The following is a 20,626-nucleotide window of genomic DNA, read 5'->3' as shown; positions in this document are numbered from 1 at the left end:
AGCGGCCCACTCCCGAAAGGCAGACACAGCAGTGACGGCGATTCCCAGTTTCACCGGCGACGCGAACCCCTACGGAGGCGGCGACCCGTACGCGGACTACCGCACGGCCGACTTCCCCTTCACCCAGTACGCCAACCTCGCCGACCGGCAGCTCGGCGCCGGTGTCATCGCCGCCAACGACGAGTTCTTCGCCGAGCGCGAGAACCTCCTGGTACCCGGGCCCGCGGAGTTCGATCCCGAGCACTTCGGCCACAAAGGCAAGATCATGGACGGCTGGGAGACCCGCCGCCGCCGCGGCGCCTCGGCGGACCACCCCTGGCCGACGGCCGAGGACCACGACTGGGCGCTGGTCCGCCTCGGCGCCCCCGGCGTCGTCCGGGGCATCGTCGTCGACACGGCCCACTTCCGCGGCAACTACCCGCAGGCGGTGTCGGTCGAGGGCGTCTCGGCGCAAGGCTCCCCGTCCCCCGAGGACCTGCTCTCCGACGACGTGAAGTGGACGACCCTGGTCCCGCGCACACCGGTCGGCGGCCACGCGGCGAATGGTTTCGCCATCTCCGTCGAACAGCGCTTCACCCACCTCCGCGTCAACCAGCACCCCGACGGCGGCATCGCCCGCCTGCGCATCTACGGCGAGGTCGTACCCGACCCGAAGTGGCTGGCGGCGCTGGGCACCTTCGACGTGGTCGCCCTGGAGAACGGCGGCCGGGCCGAGGACGCCTCCAACCTCTTCTACTCACCCGCGACCAACACCATCCAGCCCGGCCGCTCCCGCAAGATGGACGACGGCTGGGAGACCCGCCGCCGCCGCGACCAGGGCAACGACTGGATCCGCTACGGCCTGGCCGGCCAGTCCCAGATCCGCGCCATCGAGATCGACACGGCGTACCTGAAGGGCAACAGCGCGGGCTGGGCATCGGTATCGGTACGGGACGGCGAGACCGGCACCTGGACGGAGATCCTCCCGCGCACCCGCCTCCAGCCGGACACGAACCACCGCTTCGTCCTGCCGACCCCGGCGATCGGTACGCACGCGCGCGTGGACATCTATCCCGACGGCGGGATCTCGCGACTGCGGTTGTTCGGCTCGCTGACGGAGCAGGGGGCGGCGGGGTTGGCGGCCCGCCATCAGGAGCTGGGCGGCTGACGCCTGCTGCCACATGCCGGAGGCGCTGATTCTCAGCCCCTCCGGCGCTTCTCCAACACAGGCCGGCATCATCCAGCCCGTCCGGCGTTTGAGGACGAGGCCCCTTCAGGGCCGACGGGGGTCTGGGGGCGGAGCCCCCAGGGACACGAGCCACAACCCACCCGCACCCGGAACCGAGACGGCCACCCGCTACGTTCTCCTCTCGTGACCCTTCAGCAAGAAATCGTCGGCAACGCCATGCAGATGGCGGTCGTCAACCTGAACCCCGGCCAGACCGTGTACTGCGAGGCCGGAAAGTTCCTGTTCAAGACGACGAACGTGACCATGGAGACCCGCCTGAGCGGACCGTCGAGCGGCGGCCAGCAACAAGGCGGCGGCTCGGGCGGCAGCGGCATGGGCGGCATGCTCCGCCAGGCCATGGGCACCGCCATGCAGGTCGGCCAGCGCGTGCTCGCCGGCGAGTCGATGGCGTTCCAGTACTTCACCTCCCAGGGCGGCGAGGGCACCGTCGGCTTCGCGGGCGTGCTCCCCGGTGAGATGCGCGCCCTGGAGCTGAACGGCACGCGCGCGTGGTTCGCGGAGAAGGACGCCTTCGTGGCCGCCGAGTCCACCGTCCAGTTCGGCATCGCCTTCCAGGGCGGCCGCACCGGCATGAGCGGCGGCGAGGGCTTCGTCCTGGAGAAGTTCACCGGGCACGGCACGGTGATCATCGCCGGCGCCGGCAACTTCATCGACCTGAATCCGGCCGACTTCGGCGGCCGCATCGAGGTCGACACCGGCTGCCTCGTCGCCTTCGAGGAGGGCGTCCAGTACGGCGTCCAGCGCATCGGCGGCCTCAACCGCCAGGGCCTGATGAACGCCGTGTTCGGCGGCGAGGGCCTGTCCCTGGCCACCCTGGAGGGCAACGGCCGCGTGATCCTCCAGTCCCTCACCATCGAGAGCCTCGCCAACGCCCTGAAGAAGGCCCAGGGCGGCGACAAGCAGGGCCCGACGGGCGGCATGTTCTCGACGCACGCCGGATGAGACGCCGTAGCGAAGACCGATGAGAAGACCGGTGAGAAGACCGGTGAGAAGACCGATGAGTTGCGGGGGCCCAAGGGGTCTGAGCTGATGACACCATCCGCTCCCGCACCAGGAAGCAGGCACCCGACATGGGCAAGCTCGTCTCCACCATCTTCGTCACCCTCGACGGCGTCTACCAAGCACCCGGCGGCCCCGAAGAGGACACCCGCGGCGGCTTCGAGCACGGCGGCTGGAGCTTCGTCTACGGCGACGACGACTTCGGCCGGTTCGTGGTCGAGGTCTTCGACCGCTCCGGCGCCTATCTGCTCGGCCGCCGTACGTACGACATCTTCGCCTCGTACTGGCCGGACAAGACCGACCCGGCCGACCCGATCGCCTCCAAGCTGAACGCGTTGCCGAAGTACGTCGCCTCGTCGACCGTCACCGACCCCTCCTGGGCCGGCACCACCGTCCTCGGTGGCGACCTCGCCAAGGAGGTCACCGACCTCAAGGAGCGCACCGAGGGCGAACTCCAGGTGCACGGCAGCGGCGCCCTCGTCCGGTCCCTCCTCGCGCTCGACCTCGTCGACACGCTCCACCTGGTGACCTTCCCGGTCGTACTCGGCAGCGGCCTGCGGCTGTTCCCCGAGGGCACCGCCCCCATGGCCTTCCGGCACACGGGCGGGCGCGTCACCAGCACCGGCGTCTCCATCCAGTCGTACGACCTGGCGGGCCGCCCGACCTACGGCTCGTACGCGGACGCCGATGCGGAAAACGCCTAGTCAGCCGAGGTCCGCGCCGGTACGGTGATCGTTCCGTGTGGCAGCCGCCGATGTCTCCACCCCTTCGCTGGAGACCGGGAGAGCCGCCCCCATGTCCTCGATCGCCGTACCGCGCGCCGTCGCCCCCCGCCGAGCCTGGCTCACCGACCTGCCCGTCCTGCTGGTCGCGGTGGTCTGGGGCGCCAGTTATCTCGCCGCCAAGGACATCACCACGGCCCGCACGGTCCTCGCCGTCCTGGTCCTGCGCTTCGCCCTCGTCCTGCCCGTCCTCGCGGTCGTGGGCCACCGCTCGCTGCGCGCTCTCACGGCCGCCCAGTGGCGCGGCGCGGGCCTGCTCGGGCTGATCCTCGCCGGGATCTTCCTCCTGGAGACCTACGGCGTCGTCCACACCTCGGCGACCAACGCGGGCCTGATCATCAGCCTCACCATGATCTTCACCCCGCTCGCGGAGGCCGCCGTGACCCGCACCAGGCCCTCCCGGGCCTTCCTCGGCGCGGCAGCCCTCTCCGTGCTCGGCGTGCTGCTGCTGACCCAGGGCGCGGGCTTCTCCCGCCCCTCCCTCGGCGACCTCCTCATGCTGCTCGCGGCCCTCGCCCGCACCCTGCACGTCCTCGCCATGTCGCGCGTCAAGTCCGTGCAGGGCGCCGACGCGCTGCCCCTGACCACCGTCCAACTCGCCACCGCCGTCGCGGTGTTCGCGATCCTGTCGACCGGCGCCGACACCACACCGTGGGCGACGGCGGCCGACTTCGGGCCACGCGAGTGGGCCGGGCTGCTGTTCCTCTCCGCGTTCTGCACCCTGTTCGCGTTCTTCGTCCAGATGTGGGCCGTACGCCGGACCTCCCCCTCCCGGGTCAGCCTGCTGCTCGGCACCGAACCCCTGTGGGCCGCCGCGGCCGGTATCGCGCTCGGCGGCGAACGGCTCGGCGCGTTCGGGCTGGCAGGCGGCGTGCTCGTACTTGTGGGGACCGCGTGGGGGCGCGGGGCCGCACGTTAACTCCTGGAAAACTCATCGGACTTGACGGGAAATTCTGCAGAGTTGTCATTGACATGCCACTGTCTACGCGCGTCATCATGGAGCCATGAGATTCCCCCCACGCGCCACTCGCATCGGAGCCGCAGCCGCTCTCCTGTCCGCCCTGCTTGTGGGCGGCACCGTCGCCACCGCCTCGCCGGCCTCCGCCGCGGTCGGCAGCATCTGTTACAGCGCCCTGCCGTCCCAGGCGTACGACACGCTCGACCTGATCGCATCGGACGGGCCGTTCCCCTACTCGCAGGACGGGGTCGTCTTCCGGAACCAGGAAGGAGTCCTGCCCTCGCAGTCGTCGGGCTACTACCACGAGTACACGGTCATCACGCCCGGCTCGTCCACGCGCGGAGCTCGCCGCATCGTCACCGGTGAGGAGTCCCAGGAGGACTACTACACCTCGGACCACTACGTCACGTTCAACCTGATCAACTTCGGCTGCTGAGCCGAACGCCCAGCTGCACCACTGCTCGCCCCTCGCCCCGCGGCTCCCCCCACGTTCATGGGCCGCGGGGCGAGGCATGTCCGCCGAAAGTCTGTGATGCCGCAACTTTGGTCGGCGATCCCCGTCGCGGTGGGGTGACCGGACCTGGCCCTGCGTAGATTTGTCGACCGTGACTGATGACAGGACCGCGCAGGTACCGGCGGCGTTCGCGGGGCGCCGCTGGCTGCTGCCGTCCGCCGTGGCCGACGAGCTCGATCCCGACGTCGTACGGCCCGGGCGCCCCCGCCGTACCGCCCGCGACTGGGTCGTCGACGTCTGCTGCTTCCTGCTGGCCGTGTTCATCGGCCTGGCCGCCGCGAAGACCCTCAAGAACGACACCGCGACCCCGCACCCCCTCGCCGTCGCGGACCAGCTCGTCGGAGTCCTCGCCTGCGGCGCCGTGTGGCTGCGCCGCCGCTGGCCGGTCGGGCTTGCGATCGCCATGATCCCTGTCGGCCTCGTCTCGACCACGGCGGGCGGCGCCGGCCTGGTCGCCCTCTTCACCCTCGCCGTGCACCGCCCCTTCCGGTACGTGGCCTGGATCGGCGGCATCCAACTCGCCCTGACCCCGGTCTTCTTCTGGCTGCGCCCCGACCCCGACCTGCCGTACGCCGGAGCGGTCGCGTTCACCGAACTGTTCACCCTCACCGTCATCGGCTGGGGCATGTTCGTACGGTCCAAGCGGCAGCTCATGCTGAGCCTGCGCGACCGCGCCCGGCGCGCCGAGACGGAGGCGGAGCTGCGCGCAGAGCAGGCCCAGCGGCTCGCCCGCGAGGCCATCGCACGCGAGATGCACGACGTGCTCGCCCACCGGCTGACCCTGCTCAGCGTGCACGCGGGCGCGCTGGAGTTCCGGCCGGACGCGCCCCGCGAGGAGATCGCGCGGGCGGCCGGCGTCATCCGCGAGAGTGCCCACGAGGCCCTCCAGGACCTGCGGGAGATCATCGGCGTGCTGCGCGCGGGCGAACCCGACGACACGGGCCGCCCGCAGCCCACGCTCGGCGCCCTGGACGCGCTGGTCGCCGAGTCCCGCGAGGCCGGCATGAAGGTCAGCCTCGACAACCGGGTCACCGACCCCGCCGCCGTCCCCGCCTCGGTCGGCCGCACCGCCTACCGCATCGCCCAGGAGGGCCTCACCAACGCCCGCAAACACGCCCCCGGCACCGAGGTCACGGTGACCGTCACCGGCACCCCGGGCGACGGCCTGGTGATCGCCGTGCACAACCCGCCCCCGGAGGGCGAGGTCCCGCACGTTCCCGGCTCCGGCCAGGGTCTGATCGGCCTGACCGAGCGGGCGACGCTGGCGGGGGGACGGTTGGAGCACGGGCCGGGGCAGGACGGGGGGTTCCGGGTGCGGGCCTGGCTGCCGTGGGGGTGAGTGTCGTCCGGCGCTACGGGTAACTCCCGTTCTGGGCAAGGGGGATGGCGGCCGCTTCCGGAGACACAGCATCCCTGTCCCACCACCGCCGGCCTGCGATCAGGGGGCGTGGCGGGGGAGTGCGCGCCGCGCAGCCCCGCTCGCTCCGGCACCGTCCACGCGAGCTCCTACCAACTCGCGAGCCACGCCTACGTGTTGGCGCGGGACTCCGGCCGGACGGGGCGCCCTGGACGCCGCCGTGCAACACCGGTCGCACGGCCGTCCCGCCGCCGCAGTAGTCGATCGCGGTGCCGACGACAGTGCCGCCACCACCCACCGCGGAGCCGTGGTTACGTAGCCCCATGACTGCGATCAGACTGCTCCTTGTCGACGACGACCCGCTGGTGCGGGCCGGGCTGTCCTTCATGATGGGCGGCGCCGCCGACATCGAGATCGTCGGCGAGGCCGCCGACGGCAGCGAGGTCGAGGAGCTCGTCGACCGCGTCCACCCGGACGTCGTCCTCATGGACATCCGTATGCCGTCGGTGGACGGACTGACCGCCACGGAACGGCTGCGTGCCCGTGGCGACGCGCCCCAGATCGTCGTCCTCACCACCTTCCACGCCGACGAACAGGTGCTGCGGGCCCTGCGCGCGGGCGCCGCGGGCTTCGTCCTCAAGGACACCCCGCCCGCCGAGATCCTCGACGCGGTACGCCGGGTCGCGGCCGGTGATCCCGTGCTGTCGCCCGCGGTCACCCGCCAGTTGATGGAGCACGCGGCGGGCACCGCCACCGACACCCGCCGCTCACGCGCGCGTGCACGCGTCGCCGCCCTGGGCGACCGCGAACGCGAGGTGGCCGTGGCCGTCGGACAGGGCCTCGCCAACGCCGAGATCGCCACCGGCCTCTTCATGAGCGTCGCCACCGTCAAGACCCACGTCTCCCGCATCCTGGCCAAGCTCGACCTCAACAACCGAGTACAGATCGCCCTGTTGGCGTACGACGCGGGCCTGCTCGAAGAGGATGGGGAGAGCGGGCACTAGCCGGCGACGCCGTCCGTTCTCACTGCACTGGGAGACCTCGGGGGATCGTCCAGGAGGGGGCAGGCATGACCGAAGTCATCGATCTGGGGGAGCTGGGCGAGGAGTTCCGGCGGGACCCGCATCCGGTGTACGCCAGGCTGCGGGAGCTGGGCCCGGTGCACCGCGTGCGTCTTCCGGTGCCGGACGAGCACCACGTGACCTGGCTGATCGTGGGCCACGAGGAGGCGCGCTCCGCGCTGGCCGACCCGCGGCTGGCCAAGGACGGCAGCAAGATCGGGGTGACGTTCCTCGACGAGGAGCTGATCGGCAGGTACCTGCTGACCACCGACCCACCGCACCACACCCGCCTGCGCGGGCTGATCACCCGCTCGTTCACCATGCGCCGGGTCGAGGAACTGCGGCCGCGCGTCCAGCAGATCACCGACGAACTGCTCGACGCGATGCTGCCGGCCGGCCGCGCGGACCTCGTCGAGTCGCTCTCCTACCCGCTGCCGATCACCGTGATCTGCGAACTCCTCGGCGTGCCCGAGATGGACCGCGCGGAGTTCCGCAAACTGTCCACGGAGGCGGTGGCACCCACCAGTTCGGGCACCGAGTACGACGCGTTCGTACGACTCGCCGAGTATCTGGGCGACCTGATCGAGGACAAACGCCGCGCCGGACCCAGTGACGACCTGCTGAGCGACCTGATCCGCACCACCGCCGAGGACGGCGACCGGCTCTCCCCGCAGGAACTGCGGGGCATGGCCTTCATCCTGCTCGTCGCAGGCCACGAGACGACCGTCAACCTCCTCACCAGCGGCGTCCACGCCCTGCTCACGCACCCGGACCAACTCGCCGCCCTGCGCGCCGACATGACCCTGCTCGACGGCGCGATCGAGGAGATGCTGCGCTACGAGGGCCCGGTGGAGAACGCGACGTTCCGGTTCGCCGCGGAGCCCCTGGAGATCGCCGGGATCTCCGTGGCGCAGGGCGATCCGGTCATGGTCGGCCTGACCGCGGCCGACCGCGACGGGGACCGCTATCCGGCCCCGGACCGCTTCGACATCCGCCGCGACGCCCGCGGCCACCTCGCCTTCGGCCACGGCATCCACTACTGCCTCGGCGCCCCCTTGGCCCGCCTCGAAGCCCGCACGGCGATACGCACCCTGCTGGAGCGCGCCCCCGGTCTCGCCCTGGACGGCATGCCCGGCGACTGGCTCCCGGGCATGCTGATGCGCGGGATGCGCAGCCTGCCGGTGCGCTGGTAGAACGGCTGCACCGGGCGCCGTAGCAGCCGCGGAGCCCCTGGAAGCCCGTAGCAGTCGTGGATGCAGTAGCAGTCGTGGACGCCGTGATGAAGCCGTAGTGGACGCCGTAGGAGGCCTGCCCCCGTGACCGCACTCGTCGAGTTCGACCTGGCCATGGCGCGGAAGGCGCTGGAGAGTCAGCCCTTCAGCAGGCTGATCGGCGCGCGCCTGAGTGCCTTCGGGGACGGCATCGCCACGCTGGAGATCGACATCAGGGAGGACCTCCACCAGCAGAACGGCTTCGTGCACGGCGGCGTCCTCGCCTACGCCGCCGACAACGCGCTCACCTTCGCCGGTGGCACGGTACTCGGCCCCGCGGTCCTCACCGGCGGCCTCTCCATCCAGTACGTCCGCCCGGCCGCCGGCCGTGTCCTGCGCGCCCGCGCCGAGGTCGTGCAGGCCGGCCGGCGCCAGGCCGTGGTCCGCTGCGACGTCCTCACGGTCGCCGACGACGGCACGGAGTCCCTCTGTGCGGTCGCCCAGGGCACGGTGCTGCCGGTCCGTACGCCCTGAGTCCGTACGTCCTTCTCGTGGGCGTCCTTCCAGGACGCCCACCACGACGAGCGGTGCGACCGCTCAACTGAAGGGCAGGCCGCCGGCGATCTCCGCCAGGCGGACCGGTCTGCGCTCGCGTCTGGACACGTCACAGGCCTCGGCGATCCGTAGCGCCTGCAGGGCCTCGCGACCGTCGCACGGATTGGTGCGCTGACCGACCACGACCTCGACGAAGGCCGTCAACTCGGCCTCGTATGCGGGCCCGAAGCGCTCCAGGAAGCCGGTCCACGGCTTGGTCGCGGCCGGCGGCCCGCTCGGTTCGGTGGACGCGATGGGCGTGCGGTCGTCCAGGCCGACCACGACCTGGTCGAGCTCCCCGGCCAGTTCCATCCGGACGTCGTAGCCCGCGCCGTTCAGCCGCGACGCCGTCGCCGTGGCCAGCGTTCCGTCGTCCAGTGTGAGGACCGCCGCGGCCGTGTCGATGTCACCGGCCTCGCGGAACATCGCGGGTCCGGCGTCCGACCCGGCCGCGTACACGTCGACGACCTCGCGCCCGGTCACCCAGCGCAGCATGTCGAAGTCGTGGATCAGGGTGTCCCGGTACAGCCCGCCGGAGATCGGCAGCCACGCGGCCGGCGGCGGTGTCTGGTCGGAGGTCATCGCCCGCACGGTGTGCAACCGTCCCAGCCGTCCCGAGCGCACCGCCTCCCGGGCGCCCGTGTAGCCCGCGTCGAACCGGCGCTGGAACCCCATCTGAAGGATCGTTCCCGCCGTCTCGACCTCGGCGATCGCCTGCAACGAGCCCGGCAGGTCGAGCGCGATGGGCTTCTCGCAGAACACCGGGAGCCCGGAGCGTGCCGCCCTGCCGATTAATTCGGCGTGCGCCGATGTCGCCGTAGTGATCACCACGGCGTCCACGCCCCACTTGAAGATCTCCTCCGTACTCGGTGCCGCCGTTTCCCCCAGCCGGTTGGCCAGCTCCTGGGCCCGTGCGGGGTCCACGTCCGTGAGGATCAGCGAACCGACCTCACGATGACGGCTGAGGGTCCTGGCATGGATGGTCCCGATGCGGCCCGTACCGATGACTCCGATGCGCATGGGAACAAACTGAGGGCCGACCTGGCACGCTGTCAATGCGTATGTCCGGACAATCGAACTACATCACTTCCCGTCAACCATTCACACAGCTACGCTCGGCCCCGTGCCGAAACCAGAGGTGGACCCGACAGTGCCGCTCGAACTCAGCGTGGACCGGAGCAGCCCGGTGCCGTTGTACTTCCAGCTGTCCCAGCAGCTGGAGGCCGCGATCGAACACGGCTCGCTCACGCCGGGCAGTCTGCTGGGCAACGAGATCGAACTGGCGGCCCGGCTCGGCCTGTCCCGGCCCACCGTCCGCCAGGCCATCCAGTCACTGGTCGACAAGGGCCTCCTGGTGCGCCGCCGGGGCGTCGGTACCCAGGTCGTGCACAGCCAGGTCAAGCGCCCGCTGGAACTCAGCAGCCTTTTCGACGACCTGGAGGCGGCCGGGCAGCGCCCCGCCACGAAGGTCCTCGTCAACACCGTCGTCCAGGCCTCCGCCGAGGTCGCGGCGGCACTCGGCGTGGCCGAGGACAGCGACGTACACCGCATCGACCGGCTGCGCCTCGCCCACGGCGAGCCGATGGCGTACCTGAGCAACCACCTGCCGCTCGGCCTCCTCAACCTGGACACCGCGCAGCTGGAGGCCACCGGCCTGTACCGGATGATGCGCACCGCCGGAATCACCCTGCACAGCGCCCGCCAGTCCATCGGCGCCCGCGGCGCGACGGCCGAGGAGGCCGAGCGCTTGGCCGAGATCGAGGGAGCCCCACTGCTCACCATGCAGCGCACCACATTCGACGACACTGGCCGAGCGGTCGAATTCGGCAGCCACACCTACCGGCCGACGCGTTACTCGTTCGAGTTCCAGCTCCTGGTACGCCCCTGAGTGCACCATTTCACCCACGTTATTCGTCATAATGTCCGGACAATGGGAATTGATTGGCGCCCGCACTGAACAACGATCCGCACCCCCCTTCACGCCCCCGCACAGCACCCACGGTCACGGTGAGGCAGAATCGGGCCTGATGAGCACCTACGGCAATTTCAGCGCCCCCATAGGCTCCCGCCGCGCGCCCGCGCTCCGCACCGTCGGCACCCGGGAGCGGCGTTCGCACCTGACGGCCCCCCGCGTGCCCACGGTCGGCATCGACATCGGCGGCACCAAGGTCATGGCGGGCGTCGTGGACGCCGACGGCAACATCCTGGAGAAGCTCCGCACGGAGACCCCGGACAAGTCCAAGAGCCCCAAGGTCGTCGAGGACACCATCGTCGAACTGGTCCTGGACCTGTCCGACCGGCACGACGTGCACGCGGTCGGCATCGGCGCGGCCGGCTGGGTCGACGCGGAGCGCAACCGCATCCTGTTCGCCCCGCACCTGTCCTGGCGCAACGAGCCGCTCCGCGACCGCATCTCCAGCCGCCTCGCCGTCCCCGTCCTGGTGGACAACGACGCGAACTCCGCCGCCTGGGCCGAGTGGCGCTTCGGCGCCGGCCGCGGCGAGGACCACCTCGTCATGATCACGCTCGGCACCGGCATCGGCGGCGCGATCCTGGAGGACGGCCAGGTCAAGCGCGGCAAGTACGGCGTCGCCGGCGAGTTCGGCCATATGCAGGTCGTGCCCGGCGGCCACCGCTGCGCGTGCGGCAACCGCGGCTGCTGGGAGCAGTACAGCTCCGGCAACGCGCTGGTCAGGGAGGCCCGGGAGCTGGCCGCGGCGGACTCCCCGGTGGCCTACGGGATCATCGAGCACGTCAAGGGCAACATCGGCGAGATCACCGGGCCGATGATCACCGAGCTGGCCCGCGAGGGCGACGCCATGTGCATCGAGCTGCTCCAGGACATCGGCCAGTGGCTCGGCGTCGGCATCGCCAACCTCGCCGCCGCCCTCGACCCGTCCTGCTTCGTGATCGGCGGCGGTGTCTCGGCCGCCGACGACCTGCTGATCGGCCCCGCGCGGGACGCGTTCAAGCGCCAGCTCACCGGCCGCGGCTACCGCCCCGAGGCCCGCATAGTGCGCGCCCAGCTCGGCCCCGAGGCCGGCATGGTGGGTGCCGCCGACCTCGCCCGCCTGGTCGCCCGCCGCTTCCGCCGCGCCAACCGCCGCCGGGTCGAGCGGTACGAGCGCTACGAGCGGTTCGCGGAGTTCCGGCGCGGCAGCCAGGACACGGCATGATCGCATCGCTGCCCCGCCAGGCCACGCCTCGGGACGAGCCGCCCCGACCACCCGAGGACCCCCGCCACAAGGCCCGCCGCCGAGCGATCACCCTGCTCATCATCGTGCTGCTCATCGGCGTGCCGGCCGTCTATCTGGCGATCTCCGCCAACCAGAGCCGCAACAGCGGCAAGGACAAGGAGGACAAGTACTCGGCGACCGGCCTCACCGTGGGCTGGCCCTCGAAGGTCCAGCGGCGCCTCTACCAGGTACCGGTCCCGCACCCGGCCGAAGAGGTCGCGTTCTACGAGACCAACAACTGGAAGACCAGCCGCCTCTACGTCCAGTTCCAGACCACCGACGCGGGCCTGGACACCTTCCTCGCGGGCATAGACGTCAACCGGGACACGCTGAAGAAGACCGACATCACCATCAGCGCCCGTGACCAGAAGATCACCGGTTGGAAGTTCACCGGCCCCGGCCCCTGGTGGGGCGTCGTCAACAAGCAGAAGGACCCGGCCCCCACCCAGGACATCGTGGTGAACCTGTCCGACCCGAAGCTCCCCATGGTCTACGTCGTCGCCCGCACGGTTCCCTAGCAGGTGGCCCCGGCCGGTCGCCGGGGCCGATTGTCAGACCCCGCCCGTAGAGTCGAAGACAGCTGACACGACTGACGGGCGGGAGGTGACAGGACGTATGACGGACACGGCACTCATGGAGCAGATCTCCGTACGACTGGCCGCGGTCTTCCTGCCGTCCCCCGTCGTCCCGCGCGAGGGCCGCATCGCCTTCTGGGACCCCGACGGCGAGCGCGCACTCCCCGAGGCCGAAGAGGGGATGGAACAGACCGAGTTGACGGTCGTACGACGACAGGGCGCCGGAGTCCGCCGCAGGTCCACCTCCGCACTGACCCTGTCCGTCGAAGCGGCGCTGCCCCTGCTCGTGCGCGCCCGCCGTGACCCCGCCGCCCATCCCGCCACGGCCTGCTGGGGCGCCGCCGCCCTGCACGCGCTGCGGCTCACGGCCCGCGGCCGACTGCTCCCCGGCCTCACGGCGACAGGCCACGACGCGTGGCGCGCGGGCCCCCTGGAGCCGGAGGACATCGCGCACGTCCGCGCGGTGGCGGCGGCCCTTCCGTACGAAGGCCATGCCGTCCCGCTGCCCGGCCCGGGCCCGCTCCGACTCCCCGAGCCGGAAGCGCTGATGCGCTCCTTCCTGGACGCGGTCGCGGACACCCTGCCCCGCACCCCGGCCGCGCCGTACACCTCAGGGATGCCCTTCGCGGCCCGCAAGCCGCAGCGCCTGCGCGATGCCCAGGACTGGGCCGCGGAGGTCGCCGCCGGCATGGACGCGGGCGTGCGGATCTCGCTCCGCCTCGACCTCGCGGCCTACGACCTGTTCGACGACGGCGGACGGGTGCGCAGCGCGGGCGCGGCGATCGTCCAGGTCCACAGCCTCGCCGACCCCACCCTCGTGGTCGACGCGGCGGCCCTGTGGGCAGGCACGGCGGACGCCGCCTTCGGGCCCCGCGCGCGCGTGGACGCCGCGCTGGCCGTACGGCGGGCCGCGCGCGTCTGGCCCCCGCTGGACCGCCTCACCGAGCAGGACGTGCCCGACGTACTCGCCCTGTCCGAGGAGGAGTTGGGCGACCTGCTGGGCATGGCGGCCACCCGGCTCGCGGCGGCCGGGGTCGCCGTCCACTGGCCCCGGGACCTGGCACAGGACCTGACGGCGTCCGCGGTGGTCCGGTCGGCACCGGGCTCCGCGACCGACGGCACGGGCTTCTTCGAGAGTGAGGAACTGCTCCAGTTCCGCTGGCAGTTGGCGCTCGGCGGCGACCCGCTCACCGAGCCCGAGATGGACGCCCTGGCCGAGGCCCACCGCCCGGTCGTACGGCTGAGGGACCAGTGGGTGCTGGTCGACCCGGCCCTCGTCCGCAAGGCCCGCAAACGCGAACTGGGCCTGCTCGACCCGGTCGACGCGCTGTCCGTCGCGCTCACCGGCACCGCGGAGGTCGACGGCGAGCGGGTGGAGGCCGTCCCGGTGGGCGCGTTGGCGACCCTGCGCGACCGCCTCACGGCCGGCATCCACCCCGCAGACCCGCCCCCCGGCCTGCAGGCAACGCTCCGGGACTACCAACTCCGGGGCCTGGCCTGGCTCGACCTCATGACCTCCCTCGGCCTGGGCGGCTGCCTCGCCGACGACATGGGCCTCGGCAAGACGATCACCCTCATCGCCCTCCACCTACGGCGGGCACACCGCGACCCCACCCTCGTCATCTGCCCCGCCTCACTCCTGGGCAACTGGCAGCGCGAGATCACCCGCTTCGCCCCCGGCGTCCCCGTCCGCCGCTTCCACGGCGCGGACCGCACCCTGGACGACCTGACAGGCGGCTTCGTCCTCACGACGTACGGCACGATGCGCTCGGCGGCACCGACCCTCGCCCAACAGCCGTGGGGCATGGTCGTCGCGGACGAGGCACAGCACGTCAAGAACCCGTACTCGGCGACCGCGAAGGCACTGCGCACGATCCCGTCCCCCGCGCGCGTGGCCCTGACCGGCACCCCGGTGGAGAACAACCTCTCCGAGCTCTGGGCGTTGCTGGACTGGACGACCCCCGGACTCCTCGGCCCCCTGAAGTCCTTCCGCGCCCGGCACGCGCGCGCGGTGGAGAACGGCGAGGACGAGGAGGCGGTGACCCGACTCGCCCGCCTGGTCCGGCCGTTCCTGCTGCGCCGCAAGAAGTCCGACCCGGGCATCGTCCCCGAACTGCCGCCCAAGACGGAGACGGACCACCCGGTCCCGCTCACCCGCGAACAGGCCTCGCTCTACGAGGCGGTGGTGCGGGAGTCGATGCTGGCGATCGAGACGACGGAGGGCTTCGCGCGCCGGGGCCTGGTCCTGAAGCTCCTCACCGCTCTCAAGCAGATCTGCGACCACCCGGCGCTGTACCTGAAGGAGGAGCACGCGGCAGCACAGGCCGCCGGAGATCGCCTGGCCGCCCGCTCCGGCAAACTCGCCCTGCTGGACGAGCTGTTGGACACACTGCTGTCGGAGGACGGTTCCGCGATCGTCTTCACGCAGTACGTCGGCATGGCTCGCCTCATCACCTCCCATCTGTCGGCCCGTGCGGTCCCGGTCGAGCTGCTCCACGGCGGCACACCGGTACCGGAGCGGGAGCGCATGGTGGACCGCTTCCAGGCCGGCGCGACCCCGGTCCTCGTACTGTCCCTGAAGGCGGCGGGCACCGGCCTGAACCTCACCCGCGCGGGCCACGTCGTCCACTTCGACCGCTGGTGGAACCCGGCGGTCGAGGAACAGGCCACCGACCGCGCCTACCGCATCGGCCAGACCCAGCCCGTCCAGGTGCACCGCCTCATCACCGAGGGCACGGTCGAGGACCGTATCGCCGAAATGCTCGAATCCAAGCGGGCGTTGGCGGACGCGATCCTCGGCTCCGGCGAGTCGTCCCTGACCGAGCTGTCGGACCGGGAGCTGTCGGACCTGGTGTCGTTGCGGAGGCCGTCGTGACGGGGGTGGAGCGGGGCGCGGGACTTGAACAAGAGCAGGGTCGGACCATGGGATCCGCGGCCGGTGAAGTCGAGCCGGAGCAGACACCGGCGCCGGCGCCGGAGGACACGAGCGGATCGGCCGAGGAGCGATCGACGCGCCCCGCCGACCTGGCGCGCCAGGCGTTGCGGGCCGCGCGCGAGCATCGGGAGCGGGTAGGGGAGGAGAGGCCCGTAGGACACACCACGGACCCCGGGGAGCCGGTTGCTCACCCGCCCGTGGCGTCCGAACCCGAGCGCTCCGCACCCCGGTCGGGTGATTCCGCCCGCGCGGCGCTGCGGAGCACGCTGTCAGCCAGGGACACCTCCGCACGGCCCATCGAGGACACTCCGGCCGGTGCACGGAAGAACAAGCCGGCCGGTGAGGAGGGCGCCGCGCCCGGCCCCGTCGGCGGAGCGGGAGCGAAGGAGCGCCCGGCGGAGCGGGGCGGCGACCCGGCGGACACCGCCCCGGACGCCCCCGATGCTGTCCAGGACCGGCGAGATGCACGTCCCGCCGATGTGGCGCGCGAGGCGTTGCGAGCGGCCCGGCGCGAGGCACAGCGGGCCCAGACCGATGCCGCGGCTCGTCAAGCCGGACCTGCGACTCGATCCCCCCGCACCGCTGCCGGCCACGTGGAAACCCGGCCCGCACCCCGCTCACCCCGCCCCGCGGCCAACGCTCCGCGCACGCGCGCCCAGGAGCCCGACAGCGTCGAGGCCGGCAGGGCGCGCGCAGTGCGGGACCTGCTTGCCGACGCGTTCCGGATGCCCACGGAGGTCGGCTCCCCTGAGGACCTTCCCGGGGACAACGACCCTGTGAGCCAACTGAGTTCGGGTGTACGGACGCCGGCCCGTACCGACCCGGAAGAGCCCGTCCGGCCCCCGATGCCCGCTCAACCCCCAACCACTCCACCCTCAACCACCCCCCGAACCCCCGCCTCCATGGCTTCCCCCTCCCGCGACAGCGACCTGCGCCGCACCTTCCCCGCTCTGTCACCTCGACCCTCGGACGGCGACTCCCGGTTCGCCGAGACCTGGTGGGGCAACGCGTGGGTCACCGCGTTGGAAGAAGGCGCGCTGGATCCCAAGCGGCTGCTGCGGGGGCGGAGTTACGCGGAGAAGGGGCATGTCGACGCGATCACCGTGACACCGGGGCTCGTACTGGCGTATGTGCAGGGCAGCCGCCCGCGGCCGTACCGCGTACAGGTGCGACTGCGGACGCTGGACGACGGCGACTGGGAGCGGTTCCTGGACGCCGCCGCCGACCGGCCCGGGCACATCGCCGCACTGCTCGACAAGGAGATGCCCAAGTCCCTTGCGGAGAGCGGGGTTCGGTTGCTGCCGGGGCCCGGTGATCTCGAACCCCACTGCAGTTGCCCCGACTCCGGTCACCCCTGCAAGCACGCAGCCGCCCTCTGCTACCAGACCGCGCGTCTGCTCGACGCCGACCCCTTCGTCCTGCTCCTGCTGCGCGGACGGGGTGAACGCCCGTTGCTCGACGCCCTGTCCCGCCGTAGCGCGGCCCGGGCGGCCCGCGCCGCCCAGGAACAGGAACCGGCACCCCTCCCCGGGGTGCGGGCCACGGAAGCCCTCGCGGAGCGCCGACTCCCGCCGCTTCCGCCCCCGTTGCCCGTGCCCCCGCACCCCGGGCAGCCTCCCGCGTACCCGGCGGCTCCGGGCGGCCCGGACCCCTTCGCCCTCGACCAGTTGGCGACCGACGCCGCCACCCGCGCACACGCGCTGCTCAGCACCGGCCGGGACCCGGTCGGGGAGCTGACGCTGTGGCAGGACGCGGTACGGCTCGCCGCGGCCCGCCCCGGTTCCGGACTGACCGCCACCACCCGCTCCCTCTACGCCTCCCTCGCCAAGGCCACCAGGCGTACCCCGGCCGAGCTGGCACGCGCGGTCGCCGCCTGGCGGCAGGGCGGCATCGAAGGCCTCGCGGTGCTCGAAGAGCCCTGGGACCCACCGGCCGGCCGCTTCGACCGGGCCCGCCCGCTCCTCCTCGCCGCCGACCTCCCGGCCTTCCGCCCCCGGCACAACCACCTCACCCACCCGCACGGCCACGTCCAACTCCGGCTGGGCCGCGACGGCCTCTGGTACGCCTACGAATCGGAACCGGGCCACGACGACTGGTGGCCCAGAGGCACCCCCGACCTGGACCCGGTCGGCGCACTCACGGGCCTGGGCTCGCCCGGCGAACTCTGAGCCGCCGAGCATCACGGAGGGTGCTTGCAACACGGAGTGGCCTTCGACACAGCCCCACCGGTATCCGGTGAAGGCGGTGTGAGGGTTCACCGCTGATGTGTGGGAGCCAGGTGGGGAGACCGGGGGCCCCACAGCCGGTCCGTAAGAAACGGCGGTTACGTTGGGTCGGTGAGCGACATGAAGACCCCTCCCCTCCAGTACCGCTTCGACGGCCCCGAAGACGCCCCCGTCCTCATCCTGGGCCCGTCCCTCGGGACGACCTGGCACATGTTCGATCGCCAGGTGCCCGAGCTGGCGAAGCAGTGGCGGGTCTTCCGGTTCGACCTGCCGGGCCACGGCGGGTCGCCCGCGCACCCGGCCGGCTCGGTCGCCGACCTGGCCGACCGGCTGCTGGCCACGCTCGACGCCCTCGGCGTGCAGCGCTTCGGCTACGCGGGCTGCGCCCTCGGTGGCGCGGTCGGTCTCGAACTGGCACTGCGCCACCCGGAGCGCGTGGCCTCGCTGGGGCTGATCGCCGCCTCGCCCCGGTTCGGCACGGCGGACGAGTTCCGGCAGCGCGGGGTGATCGTGCGCACCAACGGGCTCGACCCCATCGCCCGTATGTCGCCCGACCGCTGGTTCACCAGCGGGTTCGCCGCCGCGCAGCCCGCGATCACCGAGTGGGCCGTGCAGATGGTGCGCACCACCGACCCCGGGTGCTACATCGCCGCGTGCGAGGCGCTGGCCGCGTTCGACGTACGGTCCGAACTCGGCCGCATCGGTGTGCCGACCCTCGTCCTCGTCGGCTCGGACGACCAGGTCACCGGCCCCGCCGAGGCCCGCACGCTGGTCGCCGGCATCCCGGACGCCCGCCTCGCGGTCGTACCCGGCGCCTCGCACCTGGTCCCGGTCGAGCAGCCCGCCGCCGTCACGGACCTCCTCCTCCGGCACTTCTCCACCGCCTGGCAGCCGGCCTACGACCACCACACCGGGCAGATCGCCATCACGGCGGCCCCGGTCAAGCCGGTCCTCGCCGCCCCGCCGCAGGTCACGCCCATCGCCGAGATCGCGCCGCCGCCCGCCGCCCCGCCGCAGGTCATGGGCCGCCCGGACCCCTACGACGCCGGCATCAAGGTCCGCCGGGAGGTGCTCGGCGACGCGCATGTCGACCGGGCGCTGGCGCAGGCCGACGAGTTCTCCGGGGACTTCCAGGACTTCATCACCCGCTACGCGTGGGGCGAGATCTGGGACCGGCCCGGCCTCGACCGGCGCTCGCGCAGCTGTGTCACCCTCACCGCGCTGGTCGCGGGCGGCCACCTGGACGAGCTGGCCTTCCACACGCGGGCGGCGCTGCGCAACGGCCTCACCCCGGCCGAGATCAAGGAGGTGCTGCTGCAGGCGGCCGTGTACTGCGGGGTACCGGCGGCGAACAGCGCCTTCAAGGTCGCCCAGCAGGTCATCCGCGAGGAGACGACCCCCACCGAGTGATCGTCGGCCTGGTACCGAAAGCACCAGCCTCACCCGCCCCGTCCGCCGTTCCGGCGCGGCAGGATGGACCCATGACGCTCACCACGCTCACCAAGAAGTCGCACGCCTGCATCCGTCTGGAGAAGGACGGCCGGACGCTCGTCATCGACCCGGGCACCTTCACCGAGGAGGACGCCGCGGTCGGCGCGGACGCGATCCTGGTCACGCACGAGCACCTCGACCACTTCAACGAGGACCGGTTGCGGGCCGGTCTGGAGGCCAACCCGGCGGCCGAGATCTGGACACTGAAGTCGGTCGCGGACCAGCTCTCCGCCGCGTTCCCGGGCCGTGTGCACACCGTCGGCCACGGCGACACCTTCACGGCGGCGGGCTTCGACGTCCAGGTGCACGGCGAACTCCACGCCGTCATCCACCCGGACATCCCGCGCATCACCAACGTCGGCTACCTCGTCGACGACGGCCGTGTCTTCCACCCCGGCGACGCCCTCACCGTCCCCGACCACACCGTCGAGACCCTGATGCTCCCGGTCATGGCCCCCTGGAGCAAGATCTCCGAGGTCATCGACTACGTCCGCGAGGTCAAGCCGCAGCGCGCCTACGACATCCACGACGCCCTGCTCACCGACCTCGCCCGTCCGATCTACGACATGCAGATCGGCGCGCTCGGCGGCGCGGAGCACCTGCGGCTGGCGCCGGGGGACAGCACGACGGTCTGAGTGTCAGTGCCGCCCGGTAGGTTGTGAGGCATGCGCATCGCGACCTGGAACGTGAACTCGATCACCGCCCGTCTGCCGAGGCTCCTGGCCTGGCTGGAGAGCAGCGGCACCGACGTGCTGTGCCTCCAGGAGGCCAAGCTGGCCGAGGCACAGTTCCCGTTCGACGCGCTGCGCGAGGCGGGCTACGAGGCGGCGGTCAACGCGACCGGGCGGTGGAACGGCGTGGCGGTGCTCTCCCGAGTAGGCCTCGAAGACGTGGTCAAGGGCCTTCCCGGGGACCCCGGTTACGACGGCGTCCAGGAGCCCCGCGCCGTCGCGGCGACCTGCGGCCCGGTCCGCGTCTGGTCGGTGTACGTGCCGAACGGCCGCGAGGTGGACCACCCCCACTACGCGTACAAGCTCCAGTGGTTCGAGGCCCTCAAGGCAGCCGTCGCCGATGACGCGCAGGGCAGCCGCCCGTTCGCCGTGCTCGGTGACTACAACGTGGCGCCGACGGACGACGACGTCTTCGACGTGGCCGCCTTCGAGGGCCTCACCCACGTCACCCCCGCCGAGCGCGCCGCCCTGACCGCCCTGCGCGACTCGGGCCTGTCCGACGTGGTCCCGCGCCCCCTCAAGTACGACCACCCGTACACGTACTGGGACTACCGCCAGCTCGCCTTCCCGAAGAACCGAGGCATGCGCATCGACCTCGTCTACGGCAACGAGCCGTTCGCGAAGGCCGTCACCGACTCCTACGTCGACCGCGAGGAGCGCAAGGGCAAGGGCGCCTCGGACCACGCCCCAGTGGTCGTCGACCTGGACGTCTGACCGGAACGGCCCCGT

At 72.0% G+C, this 20,626-nt stretch carries 18 protein-coding genes; 17 read left to right on the top strand and 1 reads right to left on the bottom strand.

Features of this window, described 5'->3' with window-relative positions:
• The first annotated feature begins 31 nt into the window (after nt 1-31).
• From alc to AB0I69_RS09830, 9 genes are all read left to right on the top strand, one after another.
• Nucleotides 32-1,147, top strand: a complete 1,116-nt coding sequence (gene alc / locus AB0I69_RS09870) for an allantoicase (RefSeq protein WP_363095093.1) — start codon at nt 32-34, stop codon at nt 1,145-1,147.
• Between the two features lie 204 nt (nt 1,148-1,351).
• Complete coding sequence (locus AB0I69_RS09865; RefSeq protein WP_363095092.1) at nt 1,352-2,170, top strand: AIM24 family protein; 819 nt, start codon at nt 1,352-1,354, stop codon at nt 2,168-2,170.
• A gap of 128 nt (nt 2,171-2,298) precedes the next feature.
• Nucleotides 2,299-2,931: a dihydrofolate reductase family protein gene (locus AB0I69_RS09860; RefSeq protein ID WP_363095091.1), complete on the top strand. Its 633-nt coding sequence runs from the start codon at nt 2,299-2,301 to the stop codon at nt 2,929-2,931.
• Between the two features lie 91 nt (nt 2,932-3,022).
• The gene (locus AB0I69_RS09855) at nt 3,023-3,928 is read left to right on the top strand and encodes a DMT family transporter (protein WP_363095563.1); all 906 of its coding nucleotides are present in this window, start codon (nt 3,023-3,025) and stop codon (nt 3,926-3,928) included.
• 85 nt (nt 3,929-4,013) lie between these two features.
• Nucleotides 4,014-4,403 carry a ribonuclease domain-containing protein gene (locus AB0I69_RS09850; RefSeq protein WP_363095090.1) on the top strand — a complete coding sequence of 130 codons (390 nt, stop codon included), beginning with the start codon at nt 4,014-4,016 and terminating at the stop codon, nt 4,401-4,403.
• Nucleotides 4,404-4,563: 160 nt separating this feature from the next.
• Nucleotides 4,564-5,820, top strand: coding sequence for a histidine kinase (locus AB0I69_RS09845; RefSeq protein ID WP_363095089.1), 1,257 nt, complete (start codon nt 4,564-4,566; stop codon nt 5,818-5,820).
• A gap of 341 nt (nt 5,821-6,161) precedes the next feature.
• On the top strand, nt 6,162-6,842 hold the full coding sequence (locus AB0I69_RS09840; RefSeq protein ID WP_363095088.1) for a response regulator transcription factor: 681 nt from the start codon (nt 6,162-6,164) through the stop codon (nt 6,840-6,842).
• A gap of 65 nt (nt 6,843-6,907) precedes the next feature.
• Nucleotides 6,908-8,092: a cytochrome P450 gene (locus AB0I69_RS09835; protein WP_363095087.1), complete on the top strand. Its 1,185-nt coding sequence runs from the start codon at nt 6,908-6,910 to the stop codon at nt 8,090-8,092.
• A 153-nt stretch (nt 8,093-8,245) separates the two neighbouring features.
• Entirely contained in the window at nt 8,246-8,644 is a 399-nt protein-coding gene (locus tag AB0I69_RS09830) for a PaaI family thioesterase (protein ID WP_363095562.1), read from the top strand.
• 63 nt (nt 8,645-8,707) lie between these two features.
• On the opposite strand, the gene AB0I69_RS09825 is transcribed toward AB0I69_RS09830, so the two are convergent.
• Nucleotides 8,708-9,724, bottom strand: coding sequence for a Gfo/Idh/MocA family oxidoreductase (locus tag AB0I69_RS09825; protein WP_363095086.1), 1,017 nt, complete (start codon nt 9,722-9,724; stop codon nt 8,708-8,710).
• Nucleotides 9,725-9,854: 130 nt separating this feature from the next.
• Between AB0I69_RS09825 and AB0I69_RS09820 the strand changes: the two genes are divergently transcribed.
• The 8 genes from AB0I69_RS09820 (at nt 9,855) to AB0I69_RS09785 (ending at nt 20,611) form a co-directional block, all read left to right on the top strand.
• Nucleotides 9,855-10,592, top strand: coding sequence for a GntR family transcriptional regulator (locus AB0I69_RS09820; RefSeq protein ID WP_363095561.1), 738 nt, complete (start codon nt 9,855-9,857; stop codon nt 10,590-10,592).
• 139 nt (nt 10,593-10,731) lie between these two features.
• Nucleotides 10,732-11,880, top strand: coding sequence for an ROK family glucokinase (locus AB0I69_RS09815; RefSeq protein ID WP_363095085.1), 1,149 nt, complete (start codon nt 10,732-10,734; stop codon nt 11,878-11,880).
• Nucleotides 11,877-12,458 (top strand): sugar kinase, encoded by a 582-nt coding sequence (locus tag AB0I69_RS09810; protein ID WP_363095084.1) that lies wholly within the window; start codon nt 11,877-11,879, stop codon nt 12,456-12,458. The genes AB0I69_RS09815 and AB0I69_RS09810 overlap by 4 nt, the downstream gene beginning before the upstream one ends.
• Nucleotides 12,459-12,555: 97 nt before the next feature.
• Nucleotides 12,556-15,390, top strand: a complete 2,835-nt coding sequence (locus AB0I69_RS09805) for a DEAD/DEAH box helicase (protein ID WP_363095083.1) — start codon at nt 12,556-12,558, stop codon at nt 15,388-15,390.
• A 149-nt stretch (nt 15,391-15,539) separates the two neighbouring features.
• Nucleotides 15,540-17,618 carry an SWIM zinc finger family protein gene (locus AB0I69_RS09800; protein WP_363095560.1) on the top strand — a complete coding sequence of 693 codons (2,079 nt, stop codon included), beginning with the start codon at nt 15,540-15,542 and terminating at the stop codon, nt 17,616-17,618.
• Between the two features lie 168 nt (nt 17,619-17,786).
• Nucleotides 17,787-19,085 carry a 4-carboxymuconolactone decarboxylase gene (pcaC, locus tag AB0I69_RS09795; RefSeq protein WP_363095082.1) on the top strand — a complete coding sequence of 433 codons (1,299 nt, stop codon included), beginning with the start codon at nt 17,787-17,789 and terminating at the stop codon, nt 19,083-19,085.
• A 71-nt stretch (nt 19,086-19,156) separates the two neighbouring features.
• Nucleotides 19,157-19,801, top strand: a complete 645-nt coding sequence (locus AB0I69_RS09790) for an MBL fold metallo-hydrolase (protein ID WP_363095081.1) — start codon at nt 19,157-19,159, stop codon at nt 19,799-19,801.
• A gap of 30 nt (nt 19,802-19,831) precedes the next feature.
• A complete protein-coding gene (locus tag AB0I69_RS09785) occupies nt 19,832-20,611 on the top strand; it encodes an exodeoxyribonuclease III (RefSeq protein ID WP_363095080.1) in 780 nt (259 codons plus the stop codon).
• Nucleotides 20,612-20,626: the final 15 nt, after the last annotated feature.

The sequence above is a fragment of the Streptomyces sp. NPDC050508 genome (assembly GCF_040655155.1).
Lineage (GTDB): Bacteria > Actinomycetota > Actinomycetes > Streptomycetales > Streptomycetaceae > Streptomyces.
The sequence above is the reverse complement of the archived record's forward strand: the minus strand, read 5'-3'. Positions and strand labels throughout refer to the sequence as shown.